Below are 14,738 nucleotides of genomic sequence, written 5' to 3'. Positions count from 1 at the left end.
ATATCATAAGATGACGAGAGATTTGATACGAATGGGGGAATAATCGGATATGGATTGTAATATACTGCTTGGAACGCTGATTCCCTTTGCCGGCACCACGCTGGGGGCGGCTATGGTATTTTTTCTGCGGGGGGAAATGAACGAGCGTTTTCATAAAGCGCTGCTGGGGTTTGCGTCCGGGGTGATGATCGCGGCGTCGGTCTGGTCCCTTCTGATTCCCGCCATCGAAATGTCCGGGGAGCAGGGCGGGATTGCATGGGTTCCGGCAACGGTGGGATTTTTGATGGGAATGGGATTTTTGCTGCTGCTGGATTCTCTGACGCCCCATATCTACCAGGCGGAGGAGGAAGCGGAGAGCAGATGCGGCTGCACGAATCCCTGCTGTCCTCCGGCCTGCTGCGGGGGCCAAAAAAAAACAAACATGCTCGTCCTCGCCGTTACCCTGCATAATATCCCCGAGGGAATGGCGGTGGGGGTGACCTTTGCCGGTGTTTTAAATGAACATGCGATGATCTCGCTGGCAGGAGCCTTTGTGCTGGCCGTGGGAATCGCGGTGCAGAATTTTCCGGAGGGGGCGATCATCTCCATGCCCCTGCGGGCGAAAGGGATGTCGAGAGGGCGGGCCTTTCTGTACGGAACCGCGTCCGGAGCCGTGGAGCCGGTGGCGGCGTGGATCACCATCCTCCTTACCAGGCTGGTGCTTCCGGTGCTCCCGTACCTGCTGGCTTTTGCGGCGGGAGCCATGATCTATGTGGTGGTGGAAGAACTGGTGCCCGAATCCCAGGCGGGAAAGCATTCCAGCATCGGAACCATCGGGGTGGCCTTAGGCTTTACACTGATGATGATATTGGATGTGGCCCTGGGCTGAGGTTTCTCTGCAAAGCCGGAAGAAATCCAGGGAAAATGAGGGGAAATGAGTAAAAATGACTTGACTTATTTTAACATTCTTCTTATAATAACAACGTATATTGAAGAGACGCTGAAGAGGAGCAGTAAGAAACGGATGCTTTTCAGAGAACTGCCGGCTGGTGTGAGGCAGTAAGGGGACTTGAAAAAAGTATGGGCAGTATTTTTTTCATGGTTTCTAAGCGGAGGTTTCCGAACTCGCCTTGGAGTCCTTCTGCCGAAGCGCAGAAATGACGGACTCTGCCGCGCCCTGTCATCGTGCCAGACGCAAAACGGATTTGGCCGGGAGGGCGGCTGCAGACGGATACCGGTATATTTTCGTGGCAGTAAGCAGAAGCGGGCCTTCCCGTTACAGAAGCAATGAGTGCATCCGGCAGGGGGACTGCGGGATGAATAAGAGTGGTACCACGGAAAAACAAAGCCCTTTCGTCTCTTAAATGAAGATGAAAGGGCTTTTTTTGAGGGCGCTGTTATGGAACGGGGCGCAATTTGGACAGGACAGGCGGCAGCCCTTGAGTATTTCAATGAAAGGAAGGATTTTTAAATGGCACAGAAAATTGTCTACAACCATAAGGCAATCGAAAAGAAATGGCAGGAAAACTGGGAAAAGAATCCGGTGAATCCGAAGACGGACGCTTCCGGCAATCCGAAGCAGAAGTATTACTGCCTGGACATGTTCCCCTACCCGTCCGGAAACGGGCTTCACGTGGGGCACTGGAGAGGGTACGTGATCTCCGACGTATGGAGCCGCTACAAGCTGCAGCACGGGCATTATATCGTACATCCCATGGGCTGGGACGCTTTCGGCCTTCCGGCGGAAAACTACGCCATCAAGATGGGAATCCATCCGGCGGTGTCCACGGCGGAGAATGTGGCAAATATCAAGAAGCAGATCAACCAGATCGCGGCCCTCTATGACTGGGATATGGAAGTCAACACCACAGATCCGGATTTTTACAAATGGACCCAGTGGATTTTTGTGAAAATGTTCAAGGAAGGGCTGGCTTACGAGAAGGAATTTCCCATCAACTGGTGTCCGTCCTGCAAGACCGGGCTTGCCAATGAGGAAGTGGTAAACGGAACCTGCGAGCGGTGCGGCGCGGAGGTGACGAAGAAGAACCTGCGCCAGTGGATGCTTAAGATCACCGCCTATGCGGACCGCCTGCTGGGGGATCTGGACAAGCTGGACTGGCCGGAAAAGGTGAAGAAGATGCAGAGCGACTGGATCGGAAAATCCTACGGCGCGGAAGTGGATTTCCCGGTGGACGGCCGGGAGGAGAAGATCACGGTCTATACCACCCGCCCGGATACGCTCTACGGCGCTACCTTCATGGTGCTGGCTCCGGAGCACGCCCTGGCGGCAAGCCTTGCCACGCCGGAGACAAAGGAAGCGGTGGAAAAATACATTTACGACGCATCCATGAAGTCCAACGTGGACCGTCTCCAGGATAAGGAAAAGACCGGCGTGTTTACCGGAAGCTATGCCGTCAATCCGCTGAACGGGGCGAAGACGCCTATCTGGCTGTCAGACTATGTACTGGCGGACTATGGAACGGGCGCCATCATGTGCGTGCCGGCCCACGATGACCGTGACTTTGAGTTTGCGAAAAAATTTGACATCCCCATCGTACAGGTCATTGCCAAGGACGGAAAAGAGATTGAAAATATGACCCAGGCTTATACCGAGGCGTCCGGAACTATGATCAATTCCGGGGAATGGAACGGCATGGAGTCTGCGGTACTGAAAAAGGAGGCTCCCCATATCATCGAGAAGCGGGGCATCGGAAAAGCAACCGTGAACTTCAAGCTGCGCGACTGGGTATTTTCCCGCCAGCGTTACTGGGGCGAACCCATCCCGATCATCCACTGCCCGGACTGCGGCAACGTGCCGGTGCCGGAGGAAGAGCTGCCTCTGACCCTGCCCGAGGTGGAATCCTATGAGCCCACCGGTACCGGGGAATCTCCCCTTGCAGGCATTGAGGAATGGGTGAACTGCACCTGCCCGGTCTGCGGCAAGGCTGCGAAGCGTGAGACCAACACCATGCCACAGTGGGCAGGCTCCTCCTGGTATTTCCTGCGCTATGTGGACAACCACAACGACAAGGAACTGGTGTCCAGGGAGAAGGCGGATACCATGCTTCCGGTGGATATGTATATCGGCGGCGTGGAGCATGCGGTACTGCATCTTCTGTATTCCAGGTTCTATACCAAGTTCCTGCATGATATCGGGGTGGTGGATTTTGACGAGCCGTTCCAGAAGCTGTTCAACCAGGGAATGATCACCGGAAAGAACGGGATCAAGATGAGCAAGTCCAAGGGAAATGTAGTGTCGCCGGATGACCTGGTGCGGGATTACGGCTGTGATTCCCTGCGGATGTACGAACTGTTCGTAGGTCCTCCGGAGCTGGACGCAGAGTGGGACGACCGCGGCATCGACGGGGTCAACCGTTACTTAAAGCGGCTCTGGAACCTGGTGATGGAGAGCAAGGATGCGGACGTAAAGCCCACGAAGGAGATGCTCAAGCTGCGCAATAAGATGATCTACGATATCACCACGCGTCTGGAAAGCTTCAGCCTGAATACGGTGATTTCCGGATTTATGGAGTATAACAACAAGTTCATGGAACTGGCGAAGAAGACCGGCGGGATCGACCATGAGACGCTGGAGACGGTTGCGGTTCTGCTCTCCCCGTTTGCACCTCACTTCGCAGAGGAGATGTGGGAGCAGCTGGGGCACGCCGAGACTGTGTTCAGCGCAGGCTGGCCCAGCTATGACGAAGCACACATGAAAGATGACGAGATCGAGATTCCGGTTCAGGTGAACGGGAAGACGAAGGTGGTTGTGTCCATTCCGGCGGACGCGGATAAGGATGCTGCCATTGCGGCAGGGAAGGAAGCTCTGGGGGATAAATTGAGCGGGAATATTGTGAAGGAGATTTATGTTCCGGGGAAAATTATTAATATTGTGGCGAAATAGTTGAGAAGAAATGCTCACAACAGATTAGATTGCTTGGAAATATTGATAACTGAATACAACACAGACGCGGCGTTTTCCTATCCCAAAACAGGGAGAAGAAAACGCCGCTTTTTTATGCCATGTTACCGCCCGCTATTTTGACATAAATGCCCACAAAACAAGTATATGGTTTAATGATAGTCTCAAAGTGCTTCCTATCGTCAAGAGCGAATTTTTTATTTGCTGCAAGCCAATCATCCCAGGCTCCGTTGAAACAATCCATTTCCCATGTTGTCACCGACTCAATCCTGTCGTTGTCACCAATAAGTTCTTTCCAGAGTTTTGGATTTTTGAACATATAGGCATTATCACCGAGCCAATCGGATAGAAGTTCCTCTGCACGCCCTGTATATTCATCTTTCAGACCGGGTATTCCAATCAAAACTTCTCCGGCATCTTTTATAAATGGCAAAATCTTTTCCTGAAAAAATCCCATACTTCCCGCAAAATAATGATAAGAGTCAATACTGATCAGAGCACGGAATTGCTTTTTTGCAAAATGAAGATTGCTTGCATCTTCACAAATGGGCGTGATCTGTTCCCCAACACCCCATTTCGCAAACCGTTTCCCGTTTTCTTCTGCACTGATCCATAAATCATTTGCAAAAACCCTTGCTCCGGTCTCTTTCGCAATGACGAGACTTGTCAGCCCCGTTCCACATCCTAAGTCGAGAACCATATCATTGGAAACTAGCTGCAGAGGGTATTTATCAAGTAGCTCTGCTAATATCCTTACGCTATTGGGACCCATCATAGTTTCCGCTGAAATATACTTCTTATAATTAACAATATTCATATACTATGTCTCCTTTAAATCCAGATTGATGGCTTCATTATACCGCAATATTTTTCCAGAGGGAATAGACTTTATAAAAAATTCATTTCCTCGACATTCCATCAATTTTTTAAAAAAAGGTCTTGTTTATGACGCGGCGTAATGATGTATAATCTATCATAGGAGGTAGGCAATTATGGCAAAGCACAGAGCAATACCGCTTGGGTTTATGACAGTTGGAGAGGCTGCAAAGAAAATAGGAGTTACTGTACGTACATTGCAATATTATGACAAAGAAGGCTTGTTATCCCCTTCGGCAGAGAGTGAAGGCGGACGCAGGCTTTATACAGATAAAGACTTAGTTATGCTCCATCAAATTGTATCTTTGAAATCACTGGGTTTTTCTTTGGATGATATAAAGGGCCGCTTAATTTCTTTAGAAACACCGGCAGATGTGGCAGCGGCCCTTACCGAACAGGCAGATAGCATACGGGAGAAGATAGAACAGCTAACGGCTTCTCTGACAGCAATCGAACAGTTAAAAGAAGAAGTGTTACAAATGCAGACAGTCAATTTTAAGAAGTATGCAGATATCATTGTCAACCTGCAAATGAAAAACAACTCTTACTATCTCATTAAGCGTTTTGATGACGATACGCTGGATCATATCCGTAATCGGTTTGATAAGGAAAGCGGTTTGAATTTTATAGATAAATTCAATCGTTTGAGTGATGAAATTATAGAACTTCAAAAGGCGGGTGTGTCCCCTGAAAGTGAGAAATGCCAGCGAATTGTAAAAGAGTATTGGGGATTGATTACGGAATTTACCAACGGTGATATGAGCATGCTTCAGAAACTGATGGAGATCGGCAATATTGATACCGCTGCAAATGCTTGGGAAGAAAGACAAAAAATTGTAAACGGCTATTTAGAGCCAGCTTTGCAAATCTACTTTTCAAGACTTGGAGAAAATCCGTTTGAGGAGGTGGAATGATGAACAGTGCAATACAAGTTTGTGGATTAAAGAAAAGCTATGACAATAACAAGGTTCTCAATGGACTTGATTTTGACATTGAAAAGGGAGAAACGTTCGCGCTGCTCGGTGTAAATGGTGCAGGAAAAACGACGGCCCTTGAATGTATTGAGGGCCTGAGAAAATATGACAGCGGTACAATTACGGTAAACGGGAAAATGGGCATTCAGCTGCAGTCATCCTCTTTGCCAGCCCATATCAAACCGATGGAGGCTGTAAGATTATTTTCAAAATGGAACAGGGCAAAGATGGATTTCACGATGCTTAACGCTCTTGGCATGAAAGAAATTGAGAAGAAACAGTACATCCAACTATCCACAGGACAAAAAAGGCGATTACATCTTGCGCTTGCACTGATCGGCAATCCAGATATTATTTTTCTCGACGAGCCGACTGCGGGGCTTGATACCATGGGCAGGGTTTCGCTTCACGAACAAATCCGCAAACTGAAACTACAAGGAAAAACGATAGTTTTGGCAAGTCACGATATGGCAGAAGTGGAAAGTTTATGTGACCGCATTGCAATTTTGAATACCGGGAATATTGCCTTTTGCGGCACAGCAGCAGAATTGACAGACAAGATTGGGGAGACGTATTTTATCCATATCAAAACGCAGCAAGGAAACAGCACTTTTGAAACAGATCATATTGAAGATACTTTGATTTCACTGCTGAATGATTTGAAGCAAAAAGAAATTCATATATTGGATATTCAAGTTGACCGTGGTACACTTGAACAACATTTTATCGAAATGGCAAGGAGGGAAACAAAATGAACGGTTTTTTATATGGTGTGGCGTTACAGTGGAAATTGGATATACGAAGTAAGTCCCTCTTAGTTACCTGCTATATCGTTCCGCTTATTTTCTTTCTTCTTATGGGCGGTATTTTTACTTCCGTTATGCCCGAAATGGGAAGTACACTGATACAATCTATGATTGTAATGAGTGTTTCAATGGGGGCACTGATCGGATTACCGCCGTCGTTGATTGAAACGTACGGAAGTGACATAAAAAAGGTTTATAAAGCAAACGGGGTACCGATCTGTTTAGGACTTGTTACAATGTTCCTTTCGGCATTTGTTCATTTGATGATCAGCTGTATTGTGATCATGCTGCTTGCCCCTATTCTATTTGAAGCAACGTTGCCGACACAACTTCCGTTTTTCTTTCTTGCACTTGCTATATACATTCTTGTGTCGTTAAGCATTGGAAGTGTTTTAGGACTGACGGTAAAAAATCAAGCGAAACTGGCGATGATAGCACAATTATTGTTTTTGCCCTCAATTATGCTTTCAGGAATTATGTTCCCGATCGACTTGCTGCCCGATTTTCTTGAATCCATAGGGCGTATTTTTCCTGCTTATTGGGGATACCGATTGATGTTGGATCATGGATTTTGCTTTGAAAATCTATGGTATCTCTTTGTTAGCTTTTTTGCAGCGGTAATTGTATGTGGAATCGCTTTAAAAAAACAAAAAGCAAAATAGTTTGGAGAGGGACATTTTGAGCAAATTTATCTATAAAATGCAATATAACCAGCTTCTTTCGGGTGGTCTGCAATCAGGACATCCCTCTCCTTTAACACATTACATGCAATCATTAAATCAGCTCCTGCGGAAACAAAATTAACAACCATAGTAAGGAAAGACACTGTACCCGGATATATAAAAATAAAACATACGCTGCCAAAACCTAATACTGCAAAAGGAGTTAAAACGCCAAATAAATAGGCTTTCTTTTCCAATGCCACTTTGCAGGCACAGCTTGGCATCATTGCGTTCATATTAAAGCGAACCACATTCCAGCCTTTTCCGCTTGCAACCGCCCAACCTACACCATGTAATAATTCATGTATAACAACTGAAATTGCAATAATCGCTATAAATAGGATATAAAATGAAAGACCGCTTACATCTAACAAATGTGCTCTTTTAATTAGCAAAAAGCGATACAGCAAGCCAAAAACTATTACAAATGGAAGTGCATACAAAACACCTAAAATCATTGCCTTTCCGGAAGTAATTGTAACATCTTTTTCACGATAACCCTGTTCATGTAATTGTGCTTTTATTTTTTCAAAAGTTTCACTATGATTATCCATTGGAATCACCCTCCTCAAATATTAACTTATCGTTTTTGGTAGATCCATTTCCCAAAAAAAGAATAGTTATTTTTTGACAATGGCTGCCGCCTTTCCTTGCCGTTATTATGATTCAGCAGATACAAGTATAACATATTTCCTGTATTTTGTCGAACTAAAAACACGGAAATAGGAAGAAATAGGAATCCCTCTGTTACTGTTCACCCCCTGGCCGGGTGCTCACAGTAACAGAGGGATTCCATAGCCTGTATGTACATTTCCGCAATGCTTGTCTTCCATACAGGCATGAGTTCCCCGGCCCTCTGGGCGGCAGAAATAAAGAACGTAAGTTCGAAAAAATGCTTGCAATCGTCAGAGGGTTGTGTTATTATAAAAAAGAACAAACGTTTTGGGTTTGAGTGATGGAAGTTCTGTCGGAAGAGAAGGTGTGAGGAAGTTGTTGGAGAAGATTCAGGTTCAGATGTCCGTGTATGATAAGCTGCAGATTTTATCGGATGCAGCGAAGTATGATGTGGCCTGTACGTCCAGCGGGGTGGACCGCAAGGGGGATGGGACGGGCATGGGGAACTGCCGGGCGGCGGGGCTCTGCCACAGTTTTTCTTCGGACGGCAGATGTATCTGTCTGCTGAAGATCTTATTTACCAATGAGTGTATTTATGACTGCAAGTATTGCATCAACCGTTCATCCAATGATGTGGTCAGGACTTCTTTTACACCGGAGGAGGTCTGTACTCTGACGATGGAATTCTATCGGAGGAATTATATTGAGGGCCTGTTTTTAAGCTCGGGGATTCTGAAGAGTCCGAATTATACGATGGAGTTGATCTATGCGACCTTGTACAGATTGCGGAATGTATGCAATTTTCAAGGATATATCCATGTGAAGGCGATTCCGGGGACGGATGCACAGCTGCTTGAGAGGGTGGGATTTCTGGCGGATCGGATGAGCGTGAACTTAGAGCTTCCCACCGCGGAGGGGCTGCGTCTTCTGGCGCCCCATAAGAGCCGGAAGAACATCCTGGCGCCGATGCGCATGGTGCAGAACCGTATGCAGGAGAATAAGCAGGAGATTGTCCTGTATAAGAACGCGCCCCGATTTGTGCCAGCAGGGCAGAGCACCCAGATGATCATCGGGGCGACTCCGGAAACGGACTACCAGATTCTCAATGTGGCCGAGTCATTGTATCAGAAGTTCGGACTGAGAAGAGTGTTTTACTCTGCCTTTGTGGCTGTCAATGAGGATTCGGCCCTGCCTGCCAGGACCGGGGAGGGGCCGCCGCTTCTGCGGGAGCACCGGCTGTACCAGGCAGACTGGCTGCTGCGATTTTACCGCTTCGAGGCGAAGGAGCTGCTGGACGAGGAGCACCCGAATTTCAATATCTTTCTGGACCCCAAGTGCAATTGGGCATTGAAGCACCTGGAACAGTTTCCGGTGGAAGTGAACCGGGCGGATTACAATATGCTCCTTCGGGTTCCGGGCATCGGCGTCAAGTCTGCCATGCGGATTGTGAAGGCAAGGCAGATGGGGAACCTTAAGTTCGAGGATCTGAAGAACATGGGTGTGGTCTTAAAGCGGGCGCTGTATTTTCTGACCTGCAGCGGGAAGATGATGTACCGTACCAAGCTGGATGAGGACTATATCACCAGAAATTTGCTCAATACGAAGGAACGGCTGCCGGATACGGTGTCCGGCATCACTTACAGGCAGCTGTCCTTGTTTGATGATGTGAATTATACGGACAGCGGGGCAGTGCAGATTCTGCAGGCATAGAAGTATGAATTATAGTTTGCGTGCATTAGACTGTGAACTGCAGTAGCATCGGCAGACAGCTTTGCTGGCTGTTTTTGCGCATGTGAGTGAAATGACTGTGAATAGTAACAAAGCGATATTTTATCTCGTCCTTTGTTCTTGACAAAATCATTTTAAGTTATATAATTAAACTAAAAGTCTGTAAAAATTAAAAATATACAGATATTTAGTGAAGGATGATTTTATGCTCTATTCTTATGAAGAATGTAAGTTAAAACTTGGTTCTGACTATCAGATAAAAAAAGCAATTGCAGATGGAAATCTATATAGAAGAGAAAAGGGAGTCTATTCTGATGAAAAATATGTAGCTGAATTGGAAATTATTTCATGGAAATATTCAAAAGCAATTATTACATTAAACAGTGCATTTTATTATCATGGAATGACAGATGTAATTCCAGAGTATTATTATTTGCAGACCCCTAGAGGAGCAGCAAAAATCAGGGATTTAAGGGTAAGACAGATTTTCGAGAACAGCTTGGAAGTTGAACTCGGTAAGATTGAAATGCCTTACAACGGTACAAAGATTTCTATTTATAATAAAGAACGAATGTTTGTAGAATTGATACGCAGTAAAAATAAGCTGCCCTTTGATTATTATAAAGAGATTATTGGCAGCTACAGAAATCAGATTGATACATTGGATATTCAGGCAATTCAGGAATATGCATATATTCTTCCAAAGACAAACATGATAATGGAAACATTACAACTGGAGGTACTATAATGATCAATATTCTGGAATTAATAGAGCAAGAACAGGCAAATGGTTACAGCGCGGCAAATGCAAGTGCGAAAATCTGTCAGGATTTGGTGCTTCGGGCATTAGCCTCAGGCCCTCTAAATAGAAATGTTACAATAAAGGGGGGCGTTGTCATGCGAAGCAAAACAGGGAATGTCCGCCGTGCTACACAGGATTTGGATATTGATTTTATACGTTATTCCCTATCATTTTTAGCATCGCTAAAATTTGCTTGAATATAATTTGCTTTGGTGAATAAATGAGATGGAGGTGGATTCAGCATGAAAAAAGTCTATATCTGCAGCGACACGATCACCGGGATATTTTCTGCCATTTATGACGCGTGGAAAGAAAGCCGGGATCGGGAGGCGGGGATCGAGCTGCGGGGAATGATGGATACACAGCTATTCTGTGAATACGCGGAAGTGACGGAGGAGGAGCGCAAGGCGGCGGCCGTGGAGAAGCTGATCCAGAACCATCTGGGATATAATACGTATTGGGACATATACCACGCACTTTTGTCCGCCCATCCGAAAAAGGCAGAAGCCGTATTCCATGTGATGCAGACTGCGCGGACGGTGGGCAACAGCAAGCGGATCATGGAGCATTTGTCCGATCCGGATGTGGCCTGCGTGTTCGAACTGAGCAGGAAAGTGGCCAACGAGGCGCATCAGTTTATGGAGTTTATCCGGTTCCGGGAGTTGGAGAACGGAGTCCTCTTTTCAGAAATCACCCCAAAGAACCGGGTGCTGACATGTATTGCAGATCATTTCGCGGATCGCTTCCCTCTGGAAAACTGGATGATCTATGACAAAACCTACCGGGAGTTCCTTGTACATCCTATGAGATGCCGGTGGGCTTTAGTAAGCGGCGAGTGCCTTAACCAGGAAGAAGCGGAGAAGATTTCCATGGCGGAGACGGAGTTTGAGAGGCTGTGGCAGGGCTTTTTCCAGTCCATAGCCATAAAAGAACGGAAGAACCCGATCTGCCAGAGAACCCATCTGCCGCTCCATTTCCGGCAGGATATGACGGAATTTCTTCCCATAAGAGAAGCACGCTGACAGTAACCCATTGAGGGGCTGTACAGTGATAGGGCGGGAATCTGCCCCGTTTTGATCCATCCTAAACAAGCAGCGCTGGTGCTTCGCCGTCAGACGGCTTTCAAAGAGCTGGATGTCGTTACTATGAACGGTCGGTTAGATAATAATGCATTGAGACATAAAAACACTGCATTCACGCAAAAGGTATTGTATAATCCGAGTAAGCGGTTTAAGATAGAATCAACATCAGGAAGTAATGAACGGATCACATTCATTACAGTACACCAGATGAAACTATACAGAAAGAAGGAGGGCGCATGGAGAAAGAGGTTTTTATTTGGCTTGGATTGTTGATCGTGTTTCTTGTTGTTGAGATCGCGACTGTCGGTCTGACGTCGATCTGGCTGGCCGGAGGCGCAGTGGCGGCATTGCTCTTCAATATAGCCGGTCTGGATATCTGGTGGCAGACAGGCGCATTTCTGGCCGTATCATTCTTATTACTGTTTTTTACCCGTCCGTTTGCGGTAAAATACATAAATTCCCATCACGAAAAGACAAATTATGAGGGAATTATCGGAAAAGTGGTTAGAATAACAGAGACGGTCAATAATCGGCAGGAGACGGGAACCGCGGTTGTGAACGGGATGGACTGGACGGCCAGGACAGAGGATGACGGGGAGGTTTTGAATCCGGGGGATCTGGCAAAGGTCGTCAACATCTCAGGAGTAAAGCTGATTGTAAAAAAGTATGAGGAGGAATAGAGTATGAATCTCGGATTAGTTATCGTCATTATCATGTTAGTCATTGTCCTTTTAATCATCATTTCCAACATCAAGATCGTGCCCCAGGCGTATGCCTATATTCTGGAACGTCTGGGCGGATACAAGGAGACCTGGAGCGTGGGGCTGCATTTTAAAATGCCGATCCTGGATAAGGTTGCCAAGAAGGTTTCTTTGAAAGAGCAGGTGGTAGATTTTGATCCCCAGGCCGTGATCACAAAGGATAACGTAACCATGCAGATTGATACGGTTGTATTTTTCCAGATTACAGACCCGAAGAAATATGCATACGGGGTGGAAAGCCCGATCTCTGCCATCGAAAATCTGACGGCCACGACCCTGCGTAACATCATCGGCGACCTGGAGCTGGATGAGACACTGACATCCAGGGAGACCATCAATACCAAGATGCGGACGATCCTGGATATTGCGACAGATGAATGGGGAATCAAGGTCAACCGTGTGGAATTGAAGAACATCATGCCGCCGAAAGCCATCCAGGATGCCATGGAGAAGCAGATGAAGGCAGAGCGTGAACGAAGAGAAGCTATCTTACGCGCCGAAGGTGAGAAGAAGTCTACCATCCTGGTTGCGGAAGGTGAGAAGGAATCTGTGATCCTGGAAGCAGAGGCATCCAAGGAAGCTGCGATCTTAAAGGCAGAGGCAGAGAAACAGAAACGGATCAGGGAGGCGGAAGGTCAGGCGGAAGCAATCCGCACGGTGCAGAAGGCCACCGCAGAAGGTATCGAATTTGTGAAGGCAGCGGGTGCGGACCAGGCGGTTTTGACACTCAAGAGCCTGGAAGCATTTGTGAAGGCGGCCGACGGCCAGGCAACGAAGATCATCATCCCCTCTGAACTGCAGGGAATCGCGGGACTGACGAAGACTATCGCAGAAGTCGCCCACATCGACGCTGCAAAACCGGAGTGACAGTTAGCATGGCAAGAATACTGATACTGGAAGATGAGAACACCAGCCGGACGGCATTGAAAAAAATGCTGCAGAACATATCCGCGGAAATAACGGTGGATGCGGCGGCAGACCTGGCAAAAGCCAGGCTGCTGCTTGGCAGCACCGTTTCTTTTGATTTATTCTTTCTGGACGTGAATCTGGAACCGGAAAAAGACGGGGATACCTCCGGCATCCGGTTTGCGGAGGAGATCCGAAGCATGCGGCAGTATGAGTTTACGCCTCTGGTCATGATCACCTCCGTAGCCGGATTGGAGATGGAGGCATACCGGAGGCTGCACTGCTACCAATATGTGGTAAAGCCCTATGTCCAGTCGGAGGTGGAGGAGATCGTCAGAAAGGTTCTGTTCCATCTGCATGCGGGAATGCGGCCTTCCATCATGGTAAAGAGAAACGGGGTCAATTATAAGATTTTCTGCGACGAGATCATGTTCTGCCGGGCCATTCCGAGAGGGGTGTGCCTCCAATTGAAAAACGAACAGATCGAGGTTCCCTACCTGTCCATCCACAAGCTGCTGGAAAAACTGCCGGAGGGGATGTTTTTTCAATGCCACAGGACCTTTGTGGTGAACCGCAGCGCCGTAAAGTATTATGATCTGGTCAACCAGGTGATCCAGGTGGAGGGATCTTCAGAATGGATTGATATCGGAGTTACCTTCAAGCCGGAAGTCAGGAGGATCTTATATGGGGAAAAACAGAAGTAAGCTTTTATACAGGACGTTGTGCACCATATCTCTCGTGATCGGTCTGTATTTGGTGACGGACCTGATGTTCAGCGGCACCCTGAATGTGAAAATGATCATCGTGTTTATCCTGGTCATGACCGGGATCATCTGGGGGGCCGTGGACTGGAAGCTGAGCAGCGACCTGATCCGGAACCAGGAACAGGAACTGAAGATGTACCGTCTCTATATTCAGCCGCTGGAAGAGCTGGTGAAGGAGATCCGTGCCAGGCAGCATGAATTTGACAACCATATCAACGCGATCCTGAATATGCATCTGACGGTGGACAACTACGAGGAACTGGTGGAAAAGCAGTCCCAGTATATCCTGGAGATCCGCCGGGACAGCGCCAGCAAGTTTCTGCCGCTTCTGCGGATCAGCGACAAGGTGCTGGCCGGATTTTTGTACAGTAAGATCGTCAGCGCGCCGGAAAATGTGGATACCGATGCGGAGGTGCGCAACTGGCAGATTTTATCCAGAACGTCGGAGCACAGCCTGATCGAGATCGTGGGGGTGCTGGTGGACAATGCCTACGAGGCGGCATCGGAAGCGGGCGGCCGGGTGAAAATCTTCCTGGATTCCCGGGAGGACAAGGCGGTATTCGAGATTCTCAATGAATACCGGAGGCTTCCCTTCGAAGAGCTGGGACGTTTTTTTGAAAACGGCTATACCACCAAGGATTCGAAAACCGGCAGGCGGGGGGCGGGCCTTGCGCGCGTTAAGTCCCTGATCCAAAAAGCGGATGGGGAGATCACGGTTGCCCAGGAAATGATCGAAGAAAAAAATTACATCCATATCACAGTTGTGGTATAATGCAGAAAGAAGGAAGAAGGAATCTTAAG

The 14,738-nt window shown here is 47.5% G+C and carries 16 protein-coding genes; 14 read left to right on the top strand and 2 right to left on the bottom strand.

The annotated features are described in order from the left end of the window. The first annotated feature begins 49 nt into the window (after window positions 1–49). From EBB54_RS10520 to leuS, 3 genes are all read left to right on the top strand, one after another. Complete coding sequence (locus EBB54_RS10520; RefSeq protein WP_004078870.1) at window positions 50–868, top strand: ZIP family metal transporter; 819 nt, start codon at window positions 50–52, stop codon at window positions 866–868. Between the two features lie 45 nt (window positions 869–913). Then, window positions 914–1,042: a hypothetical protein gene (locus tag EBB54_RS31590; RefSeq protein ID WP_279229964.1), complete on the top strand. Its 129-nt coding sequence runs from the start codon at window positions 914–916 to the stop codon at window positions 1,040–1,042. A 408-nt stretch (window positions 1,043–1,450) separates the two neighbouring features. Continuing rightward, on the top strand, window positions 1,451–3,883 hold the full coding sequence (gene leuS, locus EBB54_RS10515; protein ID WP_125127388.1) for a leucine--tRNA ligase: 2,433 nt from the start codon (window positions 1,451–1,453) through the stop codon (window positions 3,881–3,883). Window positions 3,884–3,995: 112 nt separating this feature from the next. Here the strand turns inward: leuS and EBB54_RS10510 are convergent, their stop codons facing one another. Then, window positions 3,996–4,718 carry an SAM-dependent methyltransferase gene (locus EBB54_RS10510; RefSeq protein ID WP_125127387.1) on the bottom strand — a complete coding sequence of 241 codons (723 nt, stop codon included), beginning with the start codon at window positions 4,716–4,718 and terminating at the stop codon, window positions 3,996–3,998. Window positions 4,719–4,893: 175 nt separating this feature from the next. Here EBB54_RS10510 and EBB54_RS10505 point away from each other — a divergent pair, with 175 nt between their 5' ends. From EBB54_RS10505 to EBB54_RS10495, 3 genes are read left to right on the top strand one after another with little or no spacing between them, the layout of a single operon-like run. Then, window positions 4,894–5,691: a MerR family transcriptional regulator gene (locus EBB54_RS10505; protein WP_125127386.1), complete on the top strand. Its 798-nt coding sequence runs from the start codon at window positions 4,894–4,896 to the stop codon at window positions 5,689–5,691. Then, window positions 5,691–6,506: an ABC transporter ATP-binding protein gene (locus tag EBB54_RS10500; protein ID WP_125130725.1), complete on the top strand. Its 816-nt coding sequence runs from the start codon at window positions 5,691–5,693 to the stop codon at window positions 6,504–6,506. Before EBB54_RS10505 ends, EBB54_RS10500 begins: the two co-directional genes overlap by 1 nt. After that, window positions 6,503–7,219: an ABC transporter permease gene (locus EBB54_RS10495; protein ID WP_125127385.1), complete on the top strand. Its 717-nt coding sequence runs from the start codon at window positions 6,503–6,505 to the stop codon at window positions 7,217–7,219. Before EBB54_RS10500 ends, EBB54_RS10495 begins: the two co-directional genes overlap by 4 nt. 26 nt (window positions 7,220–7,245) lie before the next feature. Here the strand turns inward: EBB54_RS10495 and EBB54_RS10490 are convergent, their stop codons facing one another. Then, entirely contained in the window at window positions 7,246–7,833 is a 588-nt protein-coding gene (locus EBB54_RS10490) for a DUF3267 domain-containing protein (RefSeq protein ID WP_125127384.1), read from the bottom strand. Between the two features lie 460 nt (window positions 7,834–8,293). On the opposite strand from EBB54_RS10490, the gene EBB54_RS10485 reads away from it, so the two are divergent. The 8 genes from EBB54_RS10485 to EBB54_RS10450 all read left to right on the top strand — a co-directional run bounded on the left by EBB54_RS10485 (window position 8,294) and on the right by EBB54_RS10450 (window position 14,709). After that, window positions 8,294–9,604 carry a putative DNA modification/repair radical SAM protein gene (locus tag EBB54_RS10485; protein WP_334295300.1) on the top strand — a complete coding sequence of 437 codons (1,311 nt, stop codon included), beginning with the start codon at window positions 8,294–8,296 and terminating at the stop codon, window positions 9,602–9,604. A gap of 223 nt (window positions 9,605–9,827) precedes the next feature. After that, the gene (locus tag EBB54_RS10480; protein ID WP_004078269.1) at window positions 9,828–10,370 is read left to right on the top strand and encodes a type IV toxin-antitoxin system AbiEi family antitoxin domain-containing protein; all 543 of its coding nucleotides are present in this window, start codon (window positions 9,828–9,830) and stop codon (window positions 10,368–10,370) included. After that, a complete protein-coding gene (locus tag EBB54_RS10475) occupies window positions 10,370–10,621 on the top strand; it encodes a nucleotidyl transferase AbiEii/AbiGii toxin family protein (RefSeq protein ID WP_243127620.1) in 252 nt (83 codons plus the stop codon). The genes EBB54_RS10480 and EBB54_RS10475 overlap by 1 nt, the downstream gene beginning before the upstream one ends. Window positions 10,622–10,666: 45 nt before the next feature. Next, window positions 10,667–11,446: a TIGR03915 family putative DNA repair protein gene (locus tag EBB54_RS10470; protein WP_004078272.1), complete on the top strand. Its 780-nt coding sequence runs from the start codon at window positions 10,667–10,669 to the stop codon at window positions 11,444–11,446. A 296-nt stretch (window positions 11,447–11,742) separates the two neighbouring features. Continuing rightward, window positions 11,743–12,186 (top strand): NfeD family protein, encoded by a 444-nt coding sequence (locus EBB54_RS10465; RefSeq protein ID WP_004078273.1) that lies wholly within the window; start codon window positions 11,743–11,745, stop codon window positions 12,184–12,186. A gap of 3 nt (window positions 12,187–12,189) precedes the next feature. Beyond that, a complete protein-coding gene (locus EBB54_RS10460) occupies window positions 12,190–13,134 on the top strand; it encodes an SPFH domain-containing protein (RefSeq protein ID WP_004078274.1) in 945 nt (314 codons plus the stop codon). A gap of 8 nt (window positions 13,135–13,142) precedes the next feature. Next, window positions 13,143–13,877, top strand: coding sequence for a LytR/AlgR family response regulator transcription factor (locus EBB54_RS10455; protein ID WP_125127383.1), 735 nt, complete (start codon window positions 13,143–13,145; stop codon window positions 13,875–13,877). Further along, entirely contained in the window at window positions 13,858–14,709 is an 852-nt protein-coding gene (locus EBB54_RS10450) for a sensor histidine kinase (RefSeq protein WP_004078276.1), read from the top strand. Before EBB54_RS10455 ends, EBB54_RS10450 begins: the two co-directional genes overlap by 20 nt. Window positions 14,710–14,738 lie beyond the last annotated feature (29 nt).

It is taken from the genome of Schaedlerella arabinosiphila (genome assembly GCF_003885045.1).
Classification (GTDB): Bacteria; Bacillota; Clostridia; order Lachnospirales; family Lachnospiraceae; genus Schaedlerella; species Schaedlerella arabinosiphila.
Note: the sequence above shows the minus strand (reverse complement) of the source record. Positions and strands in the feature narration are given on the sequence as shown.